The sequence below is a fragment of the Inquilinus limosus DSM 16000 genome, assembly GCF_000423185.1.
In the GTDB taxonomy this organism is placed as follows: Bacteria; Pseudomonadota; Alphaproteobacteria; order DSM-16000; family Inquilinaceae; genus Inquilinus; species Inquilinus limosus.
Genome location: NZ_AUHM01000009.1, coordinates 1 through 18,243 on the forward strand (window position 1 = coordinate 1; position 18,243 = coordinate 18,243).

General features: G+C 71.2%; 19 protein-coding genes. 10 read left to right on the forward strand and 9 right to left on the reverse strand.

The genetic code is table 11. The features are described from left to right. Positions 1–281 (forward strand): hypothetical protein (locus G537_RS44260; RefSeq protein ID WP_034851392.1); only part of this gene is annotated, 281 nt, incomplete at its 5' end. 231 nt (positions 282–512) lie between these two features. Here G537_RS44260 and G537_RS0110965 read toward each other — a convergent pair. Together G537_RS0110965 and G537_RS37405 are read right to left on the reverse strand one after the other, a co-directional pair. Next, positions 513–1,022: a type III secretion system chaperone family protein gene (locus G537_RS0110965; protein ID WP_026870167.1), complete on the reverse strand. Its 510-nt coding sequence runs from the start codon at positions 1,020–1,022 to the stop codon at positions 513–515. A gap of 182 nt (positions 1,023–1,204) precedes the next feature. Beyond that, positions 1,205–1,585: an accessory factor UbiK family protein gene (locus G537_RS37405; protein WP_064742115.1), complete on the reverse strand. Its 381-nt coding sequence runs from the start codon at positions 1,583–1,585 to the stop codon at positions 1,205–1,207. Between the two features lie 121 nt (positions 1,586–1,706). On the opposite strand from G537_RS37405, the gene lgt reads away from it, so the two are divergent. The 5 genes from lgt to G537_RS0110995 all read left to right on the forward strand — a co-directional run bounded on the left by lgt (position 1,707) and on the right by G537_RS0110995 (position 6,661). Further along, on the forward strand, positions 1,707–2,519 hold the full coding sequence (gene lgt / locus G537_RS0110975; protein ID WP_026870168.1) for a prolipoprotein diacylglyceryl transferase: 813 nt from the start codon (positions 1,707–1,709) through the stop codon (positions 2,517–2,519). After that, on the forward strand, positions 2,516–3,598 hold the full coding sequence (locus tag G537_RS0110980) for a class I SAM-dependent methyltransferase (protein WP_051248344.1): 1,083 nt from the start codon (positions 2,516–2,518) through the stop codon (positions 3,596–3,598). The genes lgt and G537_RS0110980 overlap by 4 nt, the downstream gene beginning before the upstream one ends. Before the next feature lie 52 nt (positions 3,599–3,650). Continuing rightward, positions 3,651–4,421 carry a peptidoglycan editing factor PgeF gene (pgeF, locus tag G537_RS0110985; RefSeq protein WP_026870170.1) on the forward strand — a complete coding sequence of 257 codons (771 nt, stop codon included), beginning with the start codon at positions 3,651–3,653 and terminating at the stop codon, positions 4,419–4,421. Between the two features lie 191 nt (positions 4,422–4,612). Beyond that, the gene (locus tag G537_RS0110990) at positions 4,613–5,545 is read left to right on the forward strand and encodes a ribose-phosphate pyrophosphokinase (RefSeq protein ID WP_026870171.1); all 933 of its coding nucleotides are present in this window, start codon (positions 4,613–4,615) and stop codon (positions 5,543–5,545) included. 63 nt (positions 5,546–5,608) lie between these two features. Beyond that, complete coding sequence (locus G537_RS0110995) at positions 5,609–6,661, forward strand: cysteine hydrolase family protein (RefSeq protein ID WP_026870172.1); 1,053 nt, start codon at positions 5,609–5,611, stop codon at positions 6,659–6,661. A gap of 4 nt (positions 6,662–6,665) precedes the next feature. Here the strand turns inward: G537_RS0110995 and bioB are convergent, their stop codons facing one another. After that, a complete protein-coding gene (bioB, locus tag G537_RS0111000) occupies positions 6,666–7,661 on the reverse strand; it encodes a biotin synthase BioB (protein ID WP_026870173.1) in 996 nt (331 codons plus the stop codon). After that, positions 7,658–8,215: a biotin transporter BioY gene (locus tag G537_RS0111005; RefSeq protein ID WP_034851395.1), complete on the reverse strand. Its 558-nt coding sequence runs from the start codon at positions 8,213–8,215 to the stop codon at positions 7,658–7,660. Before G537_RS0111005 ends, bioB begins: the two co-directional genes overlap by 4 nt. A gap of 111 nt (positions 8,216–8,326) precedes the next feature. On the opposite strand from G537_RS0111005, the gene G537_RS37410 reads away from it, so the two are divergent. Continuing rightward, the gene (locus G537_RS37410; RefSeq protein ID WP_245578990.1) at positions 8,327–9,025 is read left to right on the forward strand and encodes a GntR family transcriptional regulator; all 699 of its coding nucleotides are present in this window, start codon (positions 8,327–8,329) and stop codon (positions 9,023–9,025) included. A gap of 7 nt (positions 9,026–9,032) precedes the next feature. Here the strand turns inward: G537_RS37410 and bmt are convergent, their stop codons facing one another. Continuing rightward, positions 9,033–10,049, reverse strand: coding sequence for a betaine--homocysteine S-methyltransferase (gene bmt / locus G537_RS0111015; protein WP_026870175.1), 1,017 nt, complete (start codon positions 10,047–10,049; stop codon positions 9,033–9,035). A 208-nt stretch (positions 10,050–10,257) separates the two neighbouring features. Between bmt and mbfA the strand changes: the two genes are divergently transcribed. Further along, entirely contained in the window at positions 10,258–11,214 is a 957-nt protein-coding gene (mbfA, locus tag G537_RS0111020; protein ID WP_026870176.1) for an iron exporter MbfA, read from the forward strand. Here mbfA and G537_RS37415 read toward each other — a convergent pair. After that, positions 11,211–12,740: a trimethylamine methyltransferase family protein gene (locus tag G537_RS37415; protein ID WP_051248301.1), complete on the reverse strand. Its 1,530-nt coding sequence runs from the start codon at positions 12,738–12,740 to the stop codon at positions 11,211–11,213. The genes mbfA and G537_RS37415 overlap by 4 nt on opposite strands. Before the next feature lie 190 nt (positions 12,741–12,930). Here G537_RS37415 and G537_RS37420 point away from each other — a divergent pair, with 190 nt between their 5' ends. Further along, positions 12,931–14,055, forward strand: coding sequence for a 2OG-Fe(II) oxygenase (locus G537_RS37420; RefSeq protein ID WP_034851397.1), 1,125 nt, complete (start codon positions 12,931–12,933; stop codon positions 14,053–14,055). A gap of 111 nt (positions 14,056–14,166) precedes the next feature. Here G537_RS37420 and G537_RS37425 read toward each other — a convergent pair whose 3' ends face one another. Genes G537_RS37425 through G537_RS37430 form a run of 3 tightly spaced genes read right to left on the reverse strand, consistent with a single transcriptional unit; the run spans position 14,167 to position 16,707 of the window. Further along, the gene (locus G537_RS37425; protein WP_051248302.1) at positions 14,167–15,558 is read right to left on the reverse strand and encodes a S8 family serine peptidase; all 1,392 of its coding nucleotides are present in this window, start codon (positions 15,556–15,558) and stop codon (positions 14,167–14,169) included. Further along, positions 15,555–16,202, reverse strand: coding sequence for an anti-sigma factor family protein (locus G537_RS0111040; protein ID WP_026870177.1), 648 nt, complete (start codon positions 16,200–16,202; stop codon positions 15,555–15,557). Before G537_RS0111040 ends, G537_RS37425 begins: the two co-directional genes overlap by 4 nt. After that, a complete protein-coding gene (locus tag G537_RS37430; protein WP_051248303.1) occupies positions 16,171–16,707 on the reverse strand; it encodes an RNA polymerase sigma factor in 537 nt (178 codons plus the stop codon). The genes G537_RS0111040 and G537_RS37430 overlap by 32 nt, the downstream gene beginning before the upstream one ends. 228 nt (positions 16,708–16,935) lie before the next feature. Between G537_RS37430 and G537_RS37435 the strand changes: the two genes are divergently transcribed. Continuing rightward, positions 16,936–18,240: an aspartate aminotransferase type Ic gene (locus tag G537_RS37435; RefSeq protein ID WP_034851399.1), complete on the forward strand. Its 1,305-nt coding sequence runs from the start codon at positions 16,936–16,938 to the stop codon at positions 18,238–18,240. The last annotated feature ends 3 nt before the right edge of the window (positions 18,241–18,243 follow it).

Consider the following 18,243-nt stretch of genomic DNA (forward strand, 5'->3'; position numbering starts at 1 on the left):
CCGAGGACGAGGTGCTGGACGTGCAGCTCGACACCCTGTCGGCCGGGGAGTTCGTGCGGGAGGTCTGCCGCTGGCTCGGCCGCCGGCTGGACCCGAGCCGGCTGCCGCAGGGCTGGGACGATGTCGCCAAGGCCAATGACAACGCCTCCGGCAGTCCGCCCGACGCTGGCACGGACATCACTGCTGTGAATCCTGACACCGGGCACGGCTGGCCTGAACCGCCGGACGAGTCCGACGACGGCCGCCCGCCGTCCGGGCCCCGGAAGCTGGACAGCAGTTGAGCGCCGATGCTGCCGGGAACCGCTATCCGAAACATATAGCCGTCATGGCGAGCCCCGCAGGGGCGTAGCTATCCAGTGGCACCGTCCTCTGGATCACCACGACGCTGCGCGCCTCGCGATGACGAGGAGGTCGCCATCAAGGCGCATTGCAAGTCCTGGCGCTACAAAAAAGCCCGGCCTCTCGCGAAGCCGGGCTCGTCGTCATGGCCGCATCGGCCACTCCGTGTCGGCTCAGGCTTCGCCGACCGTGTCCAGGATCGCGGCCGAGACCGCCTCGCCGGCGCTCTTGCCGCCCCAGAGGACGAATTGGAAGGCCGGGTAGAAGCGCTCGCATTCGGTCAGCGCAATGTCGACCAGGTCCTCCAGCTGCTCCTGGCTCGCGGCCTGGGCGCCGCGCAGCAGCGTGGTGTGCCGGAACATCGGCGTCTGCTCCTCGGAGTCGACATCGAAATGGCCGAGCCACATCCGCTCGTTGATGATGCCGAGCAGCTCCGCCACGTCGCGGCGCTTCTTCTCCGGCACCTTCAGGTCGAACTGGCAGGAGAACTGCATGGCGCTGATCTCCTCCTGCCAGAAGAAGAACAGGCGGTAGCTGCACCACCGGCCGGCGACCTCGGCCAGCATCTCCTCGGCGCTGGCGCGCTCGAAGCTCCAGTCGTTGGCGCTGACGATCTCCTCGAGCGTGTCGAGGGGGTTTTGGGTGAAGGCGGCTTCCTCGAAGGTCTGGGACGCTGTGGTCATGATCCTCCGCTCCCGTACCGCGGCGAGGCGCATCTATGGCCCTCGCTCTCGGCCAATACCCAACGTGTAGTGGTGTTGTCCATTACAGCCTTTCCAAGACAACGGTCGCACAAGGGGTTGTTGGGCGCAATCCGATATGCACCGCCGTCACGATAAAAGTTGTGGATGATTTGTGACGAAAATCAGTCCGCTGCCTTGGCGCGGGGCCTGCGGCCCTTCGGCGCAGGGGCCCCGGCCGGTGATGCCGGCACGGCCGCTTTGGCCTTGCGGGCAGGCTGGGCCGCAGCCGCAGGGGCAGCAGCGGGCTCCGGCGCCGCCGGCTTGGCCGCGGCCTCCAGCGCCGCCACCCGGGCGGCCAGCAGTTCTTGCTCCTCGCGGGCCCGCTGGGCCAGGGCGCGGACGATCTCGAACTCCTCGCGGGTGACCACGTCGAGGCGCGACAGGACATGCTCGAACTGCTCGCGCAGGCGGGTCCTCGCCTCCTCGCGGACGCCGGCGACGGCACCGAAGGCTCCGGTCGCGACGCGGACCAGATCGTCGATCAGCTTGGTGTCGAAGGGCATCGCAGGCGGCTTTCAGCAAAGGTCGTCATCATCGGGCAATATGGCGGCCGGCCCCCCGCGTTGCAACGCCCTGGACCGCGCGCCTATAAGGGCACGCTTCGCCCCCCGAACGGGAACAGAGATGGGTTGGTTCGATCCGGTCGCCCTGCAGATCGGCCCTGTCGCGATCCGCTGGTACGCCCTCGCCTACATCGCCGGCTTCCTCCTGGGCTGGCGCTACGCCCTGTGGCTGACCCGCCGCACCACGCTGCCGCCCGACCGTCTGGCGCTGGACGACTTCCTGACCTGGGCGGTGGTCGGCACCATCCTGGGCGGCCGGCTCGGCTATGTCCTGTTCTACAATCTCGACGAATATCTGAAGGAGCCGCTGTCGATCCTGGAGATCTGGCACGGCGGCATGTCCTTCCACGGCGGGTTCCTCGGAGTCACCGCCGCGATCATCCTGTTCGCCTGGCGGCGCGGCTTCTCGCCCCTGCTGCTGGGCGACGTGGTCGCCGCGGCCGCGCCGATCGGCCTGTTCTTCGGCCGCATCGCCAATTTCGTGAACAGCGAGCTGTGGGGCCGCGTCACCGACGTGCCCTGGGGCATGGTCTTCCCCAATGCCGGGCCGGAGCCGCGCCATCCGAGCCAGCTCTACGAGGCGGGGCTGGAGGGGCTGCTGCTGTTCCTGATCCTGCTGCCGCTGGCGGCGAATCCGCGGATCCGGGCGAAGCCAGGCCTGGTGCTGGGCGTCTTCGCCATCGGCTACGGCCTCTCGCGCTTCCTGGTCGAGTTCGTGCGCCAGCCGGACGCCCAGCTCGGCTTCCTCTGGCTCGGCGCCACCATGGGGCAGCTGCTGTCGCTGCCGATGATCGCCGCCGGCATCGTCGTGGTGCTGTGGGCCGCCCGGCGGCCGGCGGTCGAGGCCCCTGCCCCGTCGCCGACCGCGACGTGACCGCGCTGCTCGACCTGCTGCGCCGCCGCATCGCCGTCGACGGGCCGCTGACGGTGGCGCAGTACATGGCCGAGGCGCTGGGCCATCCCCGGCACGGCTACTACGTCAAGCAGGACCCGCTGGGCGCGGCCGGCGACTTCACCACCGCGCCGGAGATCAGCCAGATCTTCGGCGAGCTGATCGGGCTGTGGTGCGCCGATCTGTGGCAGCGGATGGGCGCGCCCGGCCCGGTGCTGCTGGTGGAGCTCGGCCCCGGCCGCGGCACGCTGATGCAGGACGCGCTGCGCGCCATCCGCCGTGCCGCGCCTGCCTTCCGCGCCGCGCTGCGGCTGCATCTGGTCGAAACCAGCCCGGCCCTGCGCGCGGCCCAGGCGGCGCGGCTGGCCGATGCGGCTCCCGCTTGGCTCGACCGGCTGGCCGACCTGCCGGACGGGCCGGCGCTGGTGGTCGCCAACGAGTTCTTCGACGCTCTGCCGATCCGGCAGTGGCAGCGCGGGGCCAAGGACTGGCACGAGCGGCTGATCGGCTGGGACGAGGAATCGGGCCGGCTGCGCTGGGAACTCTCGGCCCGCGCCGATCCGGGCCTGGCCCTGATCCCCGAGGCGGTGCGGGACGCGCCGGAAGGGTCGATCGCCGAAGCCTGCCCGGCCGGGCTGTCGCACGCCGCCCTGCTCGGTCGCCGCCTGGCGCAACAGGGCGGCGCCGCGCTGATCGTCGATTACGGCCCGGCCCGCAGCGCGCCGGGCGACAGCTTCCAGGCGGTGCGCCGCCACGCCTTCGCCGACCCGCTGGAGGCGCCGGGCGAGGCCGACCTGACCGCCCATGTCGATTTCCAGCCCCTGGCCGAGGCCGCGACCCAGGCCGGCGCCGAGGCCCATGGGCCGGTGCCCCAGGGCGCGTTCCTCGAGGCGCTCGGTCTGCGCGCCCGCGCGGCTCAGCTGAAGGCGGCTTCCCCGGCGCGGGCCGCCGAGATCGACGCCGCGGTCGGGCGGCTGGCCGGCCCGGAGCAGATGGGCACGCTGTTCAAGGCGCTGGCCCTGACCGCACCCGGCCTCGGCACGCCGGCGGGATTTCCCTGATCCGGCCGGCGATGCTATTCCGTCCCCATCCGCATCGGCCGGAGCCCGCACCGTGATCACCATCGACGCCCTGTCCGCCCTGCCCGGCATCGGTCACGGCTTCTTCCCGCGCACCGGCGGCGTCAGCGAGGGCATCTTCGCCTCGCGCAACTGCGGCTTCGGCTCCGGCGACCGGCGCGAGGCCGTCGCCGAGAACCGCGACCGCTGCCGGCGCGAGCTGGGACAGGCCGAGGCGCTGCTGACCGTCCATCAGGTGCACAGCCCCCGGGTGGCCACGGTCACCGGGCCGTGGACGCCGGAGACGGCGCCGCAGGCCGACGCCATGGTGACCGACCGGCCGGGCCTGGCGCTGGGCATCCTGACCGCCGACTGCGCGCCGATCCTGTTCGCGGATGCCGAGGCCGGGGTGGTCGGCGCCGCCCATGCCGGCTGGAAGGGCGCGCTGGCCGGCGTCACCGATGCCACCATCGCCGCCATGCGGGCGCTCGGCGCGGAGCCGGAGCGGATCTCCGCCGCCATCGGCCCCTGCATCGGCCCGAGCAGCTACGAGGTCGGCCCCGAGTTCCGCGACCGCTTCCTGGCCGAAGACCCGGACAGCGCGGGCTTCTTCCACACTCCCCGCAACGGCGCCGAGCCGCGCCCGCATTTCGACCTGCCGGGCTATGTCGCCCGGCGCCTGCGCCGGGCCGGGCTGCGCGACGTCACGGTCACGGGGCTCGACACTCTGGGGCGGGAGGACCTGTTCTTCAGCTATCGCCGCACCACCTTGAGGAAGGAGCAGGATTACGGCCGGCAGATCTCGGCCATCCTGCTGACGGGCTGACGGAGATGCCGCATCTGATCACTCTGTTCCTGTTCATCATCGTGGCGCTGCTCGGCGGCTGCGTGCTCCTGATGGTGATGTGACAATTCGGGGTCAGGATTGCGTGAAGTCCGTTTACACCCCGAAGCGCGCGGGATATACGCAGCCGCATCCGGCCCCGGCCACCGCCCGAGACCACCGAGCCGCCCCCCATGAAGATCATCGCCTGCAACAGCAATCGCCCGCTCTGCGAGGCGATCGCCGCCTATTTGCAAATCCCGCTGACCAAGGCCCAGATCCGGCGCTTCGCCGACATGGAGGTCTTCGTCGAGATTCTCGAGAACGTCCGCGGCGAGGACGTGTTCGTGATCCAGCCGACCAGCTTCCCGGCCAATGACAACCTGATGGAGATGCTGGTCACCATCGACGCGCTGCGCCGCGGCTCGGCCCGCCGGATCACCGCGGTGATGCCCTATTACGGCTATGCCCGTCAGGACCGGAAGACCGGCCCGCGCACGCCGATCTCGGCCAAGCTGGTGGCCAACCTGATCACCCGCGCCGGCGCCGACCGGGTGCTGACCCTCGACCTGCATGCCGGGCAGATCCAGGGCTTCTTCGACATCCCGCTCGACAACCTGGTGGCCGCGCCGGTGTTCGTGAAGGACATCCGCAGCCGCTTCCCCAGCGACAACCTGGTCATCGTCTCGCCCGATGTCGGCGGCGTGGTCCGCGCCCGGTCGGTGGCGCAGCGCCTGGACGCCGACCTCGCCATCATCGACAAGCGGCGCGAGCGCGCCGGCGTGTCCGAGGTGATGAACGTGATCGGCGACATCGACGGCCGCCGCTGCATCCTGATCGACGACATCGCCGACAGCGCCGGCACGCTGTGCAACGCCGCCGTCGCGCTGATGGAACGCGGCGCTTCCGAGGTCTTCGCCTATATCAGCCACGGCGTGCTGTCGGGAGGCGCCGTCGCCCGGGTCGGCGCCTCGCCGCTCAAGGAGATGGTGACGACCGACAGCATCCTGGCGACCGAGGCGGTGCGCCTCAGCCACAACATCCGCCAGCTGACCATCGCCCCGCTGATGGCCGAGGCGATCCTGCGCATCGCCGAGGAGAAGTCGGTCTCCAGCCTGTTCCAGTAAGGCATTCCTCGGTCCGGTCCCCTGCTATACTCCGCCGTCACGGCGACAGGCAGCAGGGCCGGCATGACCGCCACAGCAGAGCTTCCGCCCTTCTTCGACCCGGCCCGGGCCGGGGACTGGTCGTATCGGCCGGACATCGCCGGGCTGCGCGCCGCGGCCGAGGCGTGGCTCAGCCGGGTGAAGCCGGCCGAAAGCGGCCGCATCGACCTGCTGCTGATCGACCTGCAGCGCGATTTCTGCCTGCCGGAAGGCGCACTCTATGTCGGCGGACGGTCCGGACGCGGCGCGGTCGAGGACACGGCCCGGATCGCCGCCTTCATCCATCGCAACCTCGGCGCCATCGACCGGATCGTCCCGACCTTCGACACCCACACGCCGCTGCAGATCTTCCACCGCTCGTTCTGGGTCGATGCCGGCGGCCGCCCGCCGGAGCCGTTCACCGTCATCACCGAGGAGGCGCTGGCCGGCGGCGCTCTGCGGCCAAGCCCCGGCGTGCCGGCGCTGCTGCCCTCCGACGTCGCGGCGGAGGGCGCGGCCTGGGTGGAGCGGCAGCTCAGGCACTACATCCGCAGCCTGGAGCGGCAAGGCCGCAACGCCCTGATCATCTGGCCCGACCACTGCCTGATCGGGTCGGAGGGCCATGCCATGCCGGGGCTGGTCCAGGAGGCGTGGCTGTTCCATGCCATGCTGCGCGGCGCGCCGACGCCCGTGATCGTCAAGGGCGACGATCCCTGGAGCGAGAGCTATTCCGCCTTCGCGCCGGAGGTGCCGGACCGCTGGGACGGCGGGCGGCTGGTGAAGCCGCAGGACGATTCGGCGCTGCTGGAGCTGCTGCGCGCCGACCGGATCGTCGTGGCCGGCCAGGCCTCGAGCCACTGTGTGCGCTGGTCGGTCGACGACCTCCTCGGCCGGATGCGGGCGCTCGACCCCGCCCTGCCGCGCCGGGTCTATGTCCTGAGCGACTGCATGTCGGCCGTGGTCGGCCTGGATGCGGAGGGCCGGCCGATCCCGGCGCTGGACTTCACGCCGCATGCCGAGGAGGCCTTCGCCCGCTGGGCGGAGCTCGGCGTCCATATCGTCGAGTCCGCCCAGCCGATGGCGGAGTGGCCGCGCTGATGCGTCAGGCGGCCGGCGCCAGCCCGCCCGTCACCGCCTTGAGCCCGAGCCGGTCCAGGAGCTGCGCATCGCGATCCACGCCGGGATTGGCCGTGGTCAACAGCACATCGCCGAGGAAGATCGAGTTGGCGCCGGCGAGGAAGCACAGCGCCTGCATCTCGTCGCTCATGTACTGCCGGCCGGCGGAAAGGCGCAGCACGCTGCGCGGCAACAAGATCCGCGCCACCGCCACCAGCCGGACGAAGTCGATCGGGTCGGGCTTCGCCGCCATGGCCATGACCGGCGTGCCCGGCACCTCGTTCCACAGATTCAGCGGCACGCTCTCCGGATGCGGGTCCAGCCCGGCCAGGAGCAGCAGCATGCCCAGCCGGTCGTCCACCGTCTCGCCCATGCCGACGATGCCGCCGCAGCAGACCTTGATGCCGGCGGCGCGGACATGGCCCAGCGTCTCCAGCCGGTCCTGCAGCGTCCTTGTGGTGATGATCCGGCCGTAGAACTCGGGCGAGGTGTCGACGTTGTGGCTGTAGTAGTCGAGCCCCGCCGCCTTCAGCCGGTCCGCCTGCGGCCGGGTCAGCATGCCGAGCGTGACGCAGGTGGACAGGCCGAGCGCCTTGACTCCCGCGATCATCTCGCAGACCCGGTCGAGGTCGCGGTCCTTCGGGCTGCGCCAGGCCGCCCCCATGCAGAAGCGCCCGGCCCCGCCGGCCTTGGCCTGAGCCGCGCGCTCCACGACCGCCTTCGGGTCCATGAGCCGCGTGGCCTTGACCCCGGTGTCGTGGCGGGCGCTCTGCGAGCAATAGCCGCAATCCTCCGGGCACCCTCCCGTCTTGATGCTGAGCAGGCTGGCGGTCTCGACCGCCGCCGGGTCGAAGCTCTCGCGGTGGATGAGCTGTGCTTGGTGCAGCAACTCCGGGAACGGCAGGCTGTACAGCGCCTCGGCCCGCGTCCGGTCGAACCGGACGGCGGGCTTCGCACGGGAGTCGACGGCGGCCGCCGTCACGCGGCCCTCCGCAGGCGGCGCAGGGCGATGGTCACGGCCGCGGCCAGCAGGACCTTCAGCACGTCACCGGCCAGGAAGGGCGCGACGCCGGCGGCAATGACGGCCTGCCAGCCGGTGAACTGCGCCAGCCAGAGGCAGCCGAGCAGATAGATCACGCCCAGCCCGGCCAGCATCGGCACGGCGGTGCCGATCAGCCCGCCGGGGCGGCGCCGGATCCACTCGCCGGCCAGGAAGGCGGCGACGGCGAAGCCGAGCAGATAGCCGCCGGTCGGGCCGACGAGCGGCGCCAGCCCGGCACTGCCGCCGGCGAGGACCGGCAGGCCGACCGCCGCCTCCGCCAGATAGGCCACGACCATCGCGGCCGCCAGCCGCCCGCCGGCCAGCCCGGCCAGCAGGAAGGTGGCGCAGACCTGCATGGTCATCGGCACCGGCCAGAACGGGATCGTGATCTGGGCGCTGAGCGCCATCAGCAGGCTGCCGCCGATGATCGCGGCGGGGATGCGCCAGCCGGCGAGGGCGGGAACGGACAGCGACGCTTCAACCGAAGGCTTCATCACAGACTCCTAAATTATAGATAATCTCTAACAGGCGATCTATGATCACCGATGCAGCCGAGCTTAATCGCTCGTTCGGGCGAATTCACCGCTTAATCCAATAGATAATCTATGACCAAGATGCCAAAAACCGACACCACCCCGCAGACCATCGCCGACCGGATCGCCAGCATCCTGGCCGAGCGGATCGTGACCGGCGAGCTGCCGCCGGACGCGCCGCTGCGTCAGGACCACGTCGCCCATGAGTTCGGATCGAGCCATGTGCCGGTCCGCGAGGCGTTTCAGCGCCTACAGGCCCAGGGCCTCGCGGTCAGCGAGCCGCGGCGCGGCATGCGCGTGGCGCCGCTGGACGAGCGGTCGATGCGCGAGGTTGTGGAGATCCGGGCGGCGCTGGAGGTGCTGGCGCTGCGGCACGCGGCCCGCCGGCTGACGCCGGCGCAGATCGAGCGGATCGCGGAGGCCGTCGCCGCGGGCGACCGGGCGCAATCCTTCGCCGAATGGGAGGCGGCCAACCGGACCTTCCATCGCGAGCTGGTGGCCGCCTGCCGCATGCCGCGCCTGCTGGCGATGCTGGAGGAGCTGCAGCTCGCCAATTCGCGCTTCGCCTTCGCGGCGACCCGGTCGGCGGTGTGGCAGCCGCGCTCGAACCAGGACCACCGCCAGATCCTGGAGGCGCTGCGGCGCGGAGCCGTCGATCAGGCGGTCGCACTGCTGGGTCGGCACATCCAGACCTTGGAGCGCATCGGCGGCGGTCCCGCCGAGATCCCGGAACCAGCCACAGCCGCCAGCCGGACGACCGCCCCCCGCTGACGGGCGGTCAGGCTCGGCGCCGCCGGCGGCCCTCGCGCTCGCCGCCGCCTTCGGCCGGGCGGCCGGACTGGGCCTTGACCGGACCCAGCAGCCGCTCGACGGTCTCGATGTCCGGCACCGGGCCGCGGGCTGTGTCGTTCACCGCTGCGACCATGGCCCGGATGTGCTCGGGCGTGGTGCCGCAGCAGCCGCCGATGATGCGGGCGCCGGCATCGCGCGCCAGCACGGCGTAGGACGCCATGATCTCCGGCGTGCCGTCATAGACGATGGCGCCCTCGCGGTACTGCGGGATGCCGCAATTGCCCTTCGCGACGATGATGTCGTCGGCCTCCGCCGCGCGCACCAGGCCGAGGATGCTGTCCAAAAGCTGGGCCGGGCCGATGCCGCAATTGGCGCCGAAGGCGCTGGGCCGGCAGGCGCAGTTGCGGCCATGGGTGATCGCCGCCTCGGGCGTCAGCCCCATCATGGTCCGGCCATTGGTGTCGAAGGTCATGGTCGAGACGATCGGCAGGCCGGTGCGCGACGCGCCCTCGATCGCCGCCGCGATCTCCTCCGCCGCCGAGATGGTCTCGATCCACAGCACGTCGACGCCGCCCTCGGCCAGCGCCTCGGCCTGTTCGGCGAAGGCGGCGACACCCTCCTCGTGGCTCAGCACGCCGACCGGCTGGAAGATGTCGCCGGTCGGCCCCATCGAGCCGGCGACGACGATCGGGCGGTCGAACTCCTCCGCCACCGCGCGGGCAATCCGGGCGCCGGCGACATTCAGCTCGCGCACCCGGCCCTGGGCGCTGTGCAGCGCCAGGCGCCGCGCGTTGCCGCCGAAAGTGTTGGTCAGCAGGATGTCGGAGCCGGCTTGGGCGAAGCCGCGATGCACCGCCTGTACCCGTTCCGGCCGCTCGATATTCCACAGCTCTGGGCTGTCCCCGGTCTCCAGCCCCTGGGCGAACAGGCCGGTTCCCATGCCGCCGTCGGCGAACAGGATCGGCTTGGCGGCGAGAAGATCGTGGAAACGGGTGCTGGACATGGCCGGACCTTCTGAAAAACCGCGGCAACGACGGAACGGTACCGCCGGGCCGACGCGAACACCACTTAAATATAAGGATATCGTTATGAATTTATATCTCGCCCGCGACGCCGGCCGGCTCGGCCCCGCCGCGCTGCGAGTCGTTCGTCGTTGCCTTCGCCCGCGCCCGGGATGAGAAGCGAAGCGGAAGCCGGGATGGAGGCGATGAATGAAGGACTTCTCGGAGCTGACGGAGCGCGAGCTGCTGGCGCTGGCGATCTCGCTGGAGGAGGAGGACGCGCGGATCTACGGCGATTTCGCCGAGGGCCTCGCCGCGGATTTCCCGGCTTCGGCGGCGGTCTTCCGCGGCATGGGGCGCGAGGAGGATGGACATCGCCACCGTCTGCTCGACCTCTACAAGGCGCGGTTCGGCGACCACATCCCGCTGATCAACCGCCATGTGGTCCGCGGCTTCATCCGCCGCAAGCCGGTGTGGCTGTCACGGCCGCTGTCGCTGGACACGGTGCGCAAGCAGGCCGAGGCGATGGAGGCGGAGACGCGGCGCTTCTACGAGCGCGCCGCCAGCCGCGCCACGGACGCCTCGATCCGCCAGCTGCTGGGCGACCTGGCGGCGGAGGAACGGCGCCATGAGCACGTCGCCGAGCAGCTGGAGGCCAAGCACGTCCCGGCCAAGGTGCAAGAGCGCGAGGACGAGGACGAGCGGCGCCTGTTCGTGCTTCAGGTCGTGCAGCCGGGCCTGGCCGGGCTGATGGACGGGTCGGTCTCCACCCTGGCCCCGCTGTTCGCCGCGGCCTTCGCGACGCATGACAGCTTCGACACCTTCCTGGTCGGCCTCGCCGCCTCGGTCGGGGCCGGCATCAGCATGGGTTTCGCCGAGGCGCTGTCGGACGACGGCAGCCTGACCGGCCGCGGCCGGCCCTGGATGCGCGGGCTGGTCTGCGGCGGCATGACCACGCTCGGCGGCCTCGGCCACACCCTGCCCTATCTGATCCCGGAGTTCCGCATCGCCACGGCGGTCGCGGTCGCCGTGGTGGCGGTGGAACTGGCGGCGATCTCCTGGGTCCGCCACCGTTTCATGGACACGCCGCTGCTCGCGTCCACCTTCCAGGTCGTGGTCGGCGGATTGCTGGTGTTCCTGACCGGGATCCTGATCGGCAGCGCCTAGTCGCTCGGTGCCCCGCCCTCCTCCTTCCGCTTCGCGACGAAGGCGTCGAGCTCCTCGGCGATGGCGGGGTCGAGCGGCGGCGGCTCGTATTCCGCGAGAATGCGCTTGTACAGTTGGTGCGCCCTCTGGGTGGCGTCCGGCGCCCCCACCTCCTGCCAGCTCTCGAAGTTGCGCCAATCGGACAGGATCGGCGCGTAGAAGGCAGTCTCGTAGCGGGCCAGGGTGTGCTGCGCTCCGAAGAAATGGCCGCCCGGCCCGACCTCGCGGATCGCGTCCAGGCCAAGCGTGTCGTCGTCGACCACCAGCGGCTTCAGGAACTCGACCATGGTCTGCACCAGCTCGGCATCGACGATCATCTTCTCGAAGCTGGCCCGCAGCCCGCCTTCGAGCCAGCCGAGGCTGTGCATGATCATGTTGGCGTGGCCCTGCACCGCCGCCCACAGCGACACCATGCTTTCATAGGTCGCCTGCACGTCGACCGCGTTCGAAGCATTGGTGTTGGAGGACCGGTACGGCAGGCCGTAACGCCGGGCGAGCTGACCGCCGGCCAATGCCGCCTTGGCGTATTCCGGCGTGCCGAAGGCCGGGGCCCCCGACTTCATGTCGACGTTCGAGGTGAAGCCGCCATACATCACCGGTGCCCCGGGCCTGACCAGCTGGATCAGGGCGATGGTGGCCAGCGCCTCGGCGTTCTGCTGCGCCAGCGCCCCCGCCAGCGTCGCCGGTGCCATGGCACCGGAGAGGGTGAACGGCGTGACGGTGACGATCTGGCCTGCCTTCGCCATCTCGATCAGGCCCTCGATCATCGGCCCGTCCAGGCGCAGCGGCGAGGAAGTGTTGACGACGGTGAACAGGCTGGGCTCGCGCTCCAGCTGCTCGCGGCCGACGCCGCGGACAATGCGGACGATCTCGATGCCGTCGCGCATCCGCACCCGACCCAGCGCATAGGCGTGAAAAGGCTTGTCGGACAGGGTGACGAAGGCGCGCAGCGCCTCGAGATGCCGGGTCGCGGGATGCAGATCGACGGGCTCGACCGGATAGCCGCCGAAGATGTGCATCGCATTCAGCGCCTGGCCGAGGCGCAGCAGGTTGCAGTAGTCGCGGTAGTTTCCGACCCGCCGCCCGCCCTCGATGTCGGAGACGTTGGGGGCGGAGCCGACCGAGGCGAAGACGATCGAGCGGCCGCCGATCCGGACGTTCCGCTCCGGGTTGCGCGCATGGAAGGTATAGGCCGAGGGCGCCTTCGCCACGGCCCCGAGCACCAGGCCGCGGTCGAAGCGGACGCGGCGGCTGCCCGGGGTGGTCTCGGCTCCGGCCCGGCGCAGGATCTCGATCGCCTCGTCGTGCAGGAAGTCCATCCCGATCTCTTCCAGGATGGTCAGCGAGGCGTCGTGGATGCGCTCGATCTGGTCCGGCCGCAGCACCTCGACCGGCGGCATCGGATTCTCGACGAGCTGCCAGGGGAGCTGATGGAGCCCGCCCGCGCCGTCGCGGCGGCGGCGGGGGGTGGTACGGCTGCGGCTCATCCTGACCTCGTCTCGACCTCGGGCGAATCCTCGCGCTCAACCGTGGCACAGCAGGACGACCGAAGCGCCGCCCGGATTCGCCGTGCAGCAGCCTCGGCGCGACATGTGACATGAGGCACGACGGCGGCCACAATCCTGCGATAGTATGCGAGCGGATCTCAATTGCGATCGTATTTTCGTGGAGGATTGAATGCCCCGACTGCTGGAGCCCGGCGATCCCGCGCCGCTCTTCGTGGTCCCGACGCCGCAACGGCCGGATTTCCGCTTCGACACTGTGGCCGGACGTTACATCGTTCTCAGCTTCTTCGGTTCGGCCGGCGATGCCCAGTCGGCGCGGCTCCTGTCGACGATCGCGGCCGAGATCGGGCCGTTCAACGACGCCCATGCCGCCTTCTTCGGCGTCAGCCAGGACCGGAACGACGCCCAGCCGGGGCGGCTGCCGACCCGGGTCCCGGGGCTGCGCCACTTCTACGATTTCGACCGCAAGATCAGCACGACCTACGGCGCCGAACAGCGCAAGGTCAGCTATGTGCTGTCGCCCGGCCTGCGCGTGCTTGCCCGCTTCCCGATCGAGGACGGGGCCCAGCACGCCAGGATCCTGGCGGAGTTCGTCAGCAAGCTGCCGCCGCTGACCAGGCTGGGCACGGCCACGCCCGGCGCGCCGGTGCTGCTGGTGCCGTATCTGTTCGAGCCGGAGTTCTGCCGCGCCCTGATCGACTACTACAAGAAGGTCGGCGGCGAGGAGAGCGGCTTCATGCAGACCCTGCCGGACGGCCGCACCGCCGCCGCGGTCGACCATGCGCACAAGAAGCGCAAGGATGCGACGATCGAGGACGAGACGCTGCGCCTGGGCATGAAGGCCCGGATCGAGCGGCGCCTGGTGCCGGAGATCAGGAAGGTCTTCCAGTTCAACGCCACGCGGATCGAACGCTACATCGTCGCCTGCTACGATTCCGGCGAGGGCGGCTATTTCCGCGCCCATCGCGACAACACGACCAAGGGCACGGCGCATCGCCGCTTCGCCGTAACCATCAACCTGAACGCCGAGGAGTTCGAGGGCGGCGAGCTGCGTTTCCCGGAATACGACCGCCACAGCTATAAGGCGCCGACCGGCGGCGCGATTGTGTTCTCCTGCTCGCTGCTGCACGAGGCGCTGCCGGTGACCAAGGGCACGCGCTACTGCACCCTGCCCTTCCTCTATGACGAGGAGGGCGCCAGGATCCGCGAGCAGAACCTGTCCTATTTCGCCGACGAGAAGCTGCGCGGCGAGCTGGAGCGCAACCTGCTCGGCAAGGAGGCGACGGCCGCCGGCTGAGACACCGGACGGATCGGCCGCTTCGGCGGCCGATCCCGAACGGACGGCCACCGCGATCGGCCCGCGGGATCGGGCCTTCGCGACGACAATGAGGCTCTGTGGCCTTGCGCCTCATTCGCCCAGGCAGCCCGGCGGGGCCTGCATCAGCCCGACGCCATAGACCGAGTCACGGCCTGGCGCGCCGAGATCCTGGGCCCGCGCCGCCAGGCCGCGCAGCGCGGCCCTCTCTCCATCCATCGACTGCGGATCGGCGGCCAGCGCGGCGACCACGAAGGGAACCGCGAAGGATGTGCCGGTGACCAGGCGGGTGCTGCCGGACGCATCGGTCACAGGCACCCGAACCCCGGGCGCCGCCACGTCGACATAGGCGCCGCGATTGGCCGCCGCATAAACCGCCCGGTGGTGATCGACCGCCGTCACCGCCACCACCTCCGGCAGGGCCGCCGGATAGGCCGGCGGCGCGCCGGGCCCGTCATTGCCGGCCGCCGCCACCAGCACCAGCCCCGCGCGGGACGATCGGCGGACCGCCTCGGCCAGGATCGCGTTCTCGCGGCCGGCGAAGCTCAGGGCCACCACCTTCACGCGCTGCGCCACCATCCAGTCGAGGGCGAGGGCCACGGCGACGACGCTGGCCACGTCGCCGTTCGCGTCGCCGGGCTCGAAGGCGTCGGCGGCACGCAGCCGGGCCCGCGGCAGGAGGGCCGGGGTCCGGCCGCCGCCGGCCAGCAGCGCGGCCACGGCATCGCCATGGCCATGATCCTCGGGTCCCGAGGACGAGAAATCCGCCGACACCAGCCATCGCCCCAGAGCCCGGCGCATGTCGGGGGACAGCCCGGTGTCGATCATGCCGACCGCGACGCCGTCGCTGCACATGGCGAGGTCGTCCCGCCAGCCGATCAAGGATCGGGCGAAGTCGAGCGGCGGCAGCGCCACCGTGCCGGAGGGCCGGTACAGATGGTGCAGATCCAGCAGCAGGTCGGGGAAGCGCCGCTGCAGCACGGACCGGGCCGTCTCGGGCGTCATGCCGCCCGGAATGCGCAGGCGGATCAGCAGCAGGTCCAGCTGCCGCAGCGGCCGCTCGTCGATCGGCCGGAAGCCGATCCGCCGCAGCTCCGGCAGATGCGACCGGGCCGCATCCTCGACCACCACGATCTCGTCGGCGACGATGTCGTGACCGCCGTCCTGGCGCGACGGCCGCGATGCCGGCGGACGGCCGGCCGCGTCGTCGCGATCGTCGGCATCGTCATCGCGATCATCGTCCGCGCCGCTGTCGTCGTCGCCGTCGTCATCCCCTCCCCCGCCGTCATCGTCCCCGCCGCCATCGTCGTCCCCGCCTCCGTCATCGCCACCCCCGTCATCGCCGCCGCTGTCGCCGCCGCTGTCGCCGCCGTCGTCATCCGCCCGGGCCGACCAGTCGAAGGCCGGGCCGAGGTCCGGGACCAGGAGACGCGGCAGCTCCGTCGCCAGCAGGGCCACGGCAACCAGAAACGCGGCGCGGATCATCGGTCGCCGCCCGGAGCGGCCGGCAGGGTCAGGACCGCCCAGGCGCCGTCGGCGCCGCGGCAGGCAACGCCATCCTCCGCCGCGGGGGACAGGATGCGGAAGGCACGGCAATGGGCGGGGAAGCCGGGATCCACCGGCCCGATGATGCGGATCTGCCGATCGCCCGCCGCCACCGTGCCGCCGTCGGGCCCGGTCTCCAGCGCCTGCAGCAGCGCCGCGGCCGCGGCCTCGTCTGCCGTGTCCAGTGCCGGACCGCCGGCGGTCCGGACGACGCCCGGCTCGTCGTTGCGGGGGATCATGATGCCGAGGCCGAAGGCGACCACAGCGGCCAGGACGGCGACGGCCACGCCGCGCCAGCCGGCCAGGCCGAGCCATCGCGCCAGGTCGAAGGCTCGCCCGGCCGGCCGGGTCGCACCCGGCTGCGCCAGGGCCGCGAGCCCGGGCGGTAGCGGGGCGGCCATCGCCTCGGCATAGGCACCGCGGGCGGCCTGCCCGCCGAGTTGCATCAGCCGGGCGGTCTCCGCCGCCACGGGGTCCTCGCGCAGGATCGCCTCGACCCGCGCCGCCTCCTCCGCCGGCAGTTCGCCGTCGAGATAGGCGACGATCAGGGCGTCATCCCAGGATTTCGACCGGTCGTCCGCCATCACCTTTCCCCTGTTCTCCTGTACCGTCCAGCGCCCGCCCGAGGGCCAGACGCGCCCGCGCCAGCCGGCTCATCACCGTGCCGATCGGGATCTCCAGGATCTCTGCCGCCTCGCGATAAGAGGCCCCGTCGATCGAGACCAGCAGCAGCACGCTGCGCTGGTCCTCCGGCAGCGCGGCGATGGCCCGTTCCACCGTGCCCAGCGCCAGCCGCGCCTCGCCGGCATGGCCGCGCCCGTCCGGCACCGCCGCGAGGGCTTCGTCGTCCGCCTCGGTGCGCCGCGTCCGGCGCTGGCGCAGCCGATCGACCCAGGTGGTCTGGACGATCCGGAACAACCAGCTGTCCAGCCTTGTGCCCGGCGTGAACTGATGCGACCGGGCCAGCGCCTTCTCACACGCCGCCTGCACCAGATCGTCGCCTTCATCCCGCGACCCCGCCAGGCCCCAGGCGAAGCGCCGAAGCCGCGGCAGATGGGCCGCGAGGTTGGACCGAACCTCATCCCCCACGCTGTCTCTTCCCCTTCTCGACACCGGAACAACGGCCGGGGCCGGTTCCTATTCCCCTGCCCCCATCTATGGCGGCAGGCGGACTTTCATCCCAGGACGCCGTCATGACCCCGACGCCTAACCGGCAGGCCAGGACCGATGTTCCTGCATGGCTTGCCTCTGGCCTTGCCGCCCCGGGCGTCGTTAGCTTCCCCGCATCGTTCGGCACGACGCGCTTCGGAGACGGCCATGCAGCCCCTCGACACCATGATGACAGACGACCTCCGTGCCTTCCGGCGTCAGGCGGGGGACCGGCACGCCGCCTTCCGCGCCCGCGGGCTGAAGCTGGACAGCAGCCGGGGCAATCCGTCGCCGGAGCAGCTCGATCTCTCGAATGCGCTGCTGTCCCTGCCCGGACCGGACGGATTCCGGTCGGCGGAGGGCAGCGACGGACGCAACTATCCCGGCGACATGCGCGGACTGCCGGAGGCGCGGGCCCTGTTCGCACCGATGCTGGGCGCCCCGGCCGAGCAGGTGCTGGTCGGTGGGAATTCCAGCCTGCGGCTGATGCACGACCTGATCGTCTTCGCCCTGCTGCACGGCCTACCGGACGGCGAGAAGCCCTGGGCCGCACAGGCCCCGGTCACCTTCCTGTGCCCGGTTCCCGGCTACGACCGGCATTTCGCGATCTGCGAAAGCTTCGGCATCCGCATGGTCCCGGTGCCGCTGACCGGGCACGGGCCGGACATGGACGTCGTCGAGCGGCTGGCGGCCGAGGACCCGTCGGTCAAGGGCATGTGGTGCGTGCCGAAATACAGCAACCCGACGGCCGAGACCTATTCGCCGGAGACGGTGGAGAGGCTGGCGGCGATGCGCACCGCGGCCTCCGACTTCCGGCTGTTCTGGGACAACGCCTATGCCGTGCACCATCTGACCGAACGGCCGCATGCGCTGGCGAACATCCTGGAGGCCTGCGCCCGGCATGGGCACGGCAACCGGCCCTTCGTCTTCGGCTCGACCTCGAAGATCACCTTCGCCGGCGGCGGCCTGGCGCTGTTCGCGAGCTCGGCCGCCAACATGGACTGGACGCGGAGGCATCTGGGCCGCCAGTCGATCGGCCCGGACAAGGTGAACCAGCTGCGCCATGTCCGGCTGCTGCGCGACGACGCCGGCATCGCCGCGCATATGGAGCGGCACCGGCAGATCATCGCACCGAAGTTCCAGCGCGTGCAGGCGGTGTTCGCCGAGCTTCTCGGCGGCGCCGGCGTGGCCCGCTGGAGCGAGCCCGAGGGCGGCTACTTCATCAGCCTCGACGTGCGCCGCGGCTGCGCCAAGCGGGCCGTGGCCCTGGCGCAGGAGGCCGGGGTGACGATGGTGCCGGCGGGCGCGACCTTCCCCTATGGCCGCGACCCGGACGACCGCAACATCCGCATCGCCCCGACCTTCCCGTCGATCGAGAATGTCGGCCTGGCGGCGGAAGGCGTGGCGCTGTCGGTGCTGGTGGCAGCCAGCGAGGCGATTCTGGCCGAACGCGAGGCCGGCGGCGGCCACTGACGA

Coding starts and splice junctions, on each gene's coding strand:
- G537_RS0110965 (WP_026870167.1), bottom strand. CDS start 1,022: ATGACCACAGCGTCCCAGACCTTCGAGGAAGCCGCCTTCACCCAAAAC.
- G537_RS37405 (WP_064742115.1), bottom strand. CDS start 1,585: ATGCCCTTCGACACCAAGCTGATCGACGATCTGGTCCGCGTCGCGACC.
- lgt (WP_026870168.1), top strand. CDS start 1,707: ATGGGTTGGTTCGATCCGGTCGCCCTGCAGATCGGCCCTGTCGCGATC.
- G537_RS0110990 (WP_026870171.1), top strand. CDS start 4,613: ATGAAGATCATCGCCTGCAACAGCAATCGCCCGCTCTGCGAGGCGATC.
- G537_RS0110995 (WP_026870172.1), top strand. CDS start 5,609: ATGACCGCCACAGCAGAGCTTCCGCCCTTCTTCGACCCGGCCCGGGCC.
- G537_RS0111005 (WP_034851395.1), bottom strand. CDS start 8,215: ATGAAGCCTTCGGTTGAAGCGTCGCTGTCCGTTCCCGCCCTCGCCGGC.
- G537_RS37410 (WP_245578990.1), top strand. CDS start 8,327: ATGACCAAGATGCCAAAAACCGACACCACCCCGCAGACCATCGCCGAC.
- bmt (WP_026870175.1), bottom strand. CDS start 10,049: ATGTCCAGCACCCGTTTCCACGATCTTCTCGCCGCCAAGCCGATCCTG.
- mbfA (WP_026870176.1), top strand. CDS start 10,258: ATGAAGGACTTCTCGGAGCTGACGGAGCGCGAGCTGCTGGCGCTGGCG.
- G537_RS37415 (WP_051248301.1), bottom strand. CDS start 12,740: ATGAGCCGCAGCCGTACCACCCCCCGCCGCCGCCGCGACGGCGCGGGC.
- G537_RS37420 (WP_034851397.1), top strand. CDS start 12,931: ATGCCCCGACTGCTGGAGCCCGGCGATCCCGCGCCGCTCTTCGTGGTC.
- G537_RS37425 (WP_051248302.1), bottom strand. CDS start 15,558: ATGATCCGCGCCGCGTTTCTGGTTGCCGTGGCCCTGCTGGCGACGGAG.
- G537_RS0111040 (WP_026870177.1), bottom strand. CDS start 16,202: ATGGCGGACGACCGGTCGAAATCCTGGGATGACGCCCTGATCGTCGCC.
- G537_RS37435 (WP_034851399.1), top strand. CDS start 16,936: ATGCAGCCCCTCGACACCATGATGACAGACGACCTCCGTGCCTTCCGG.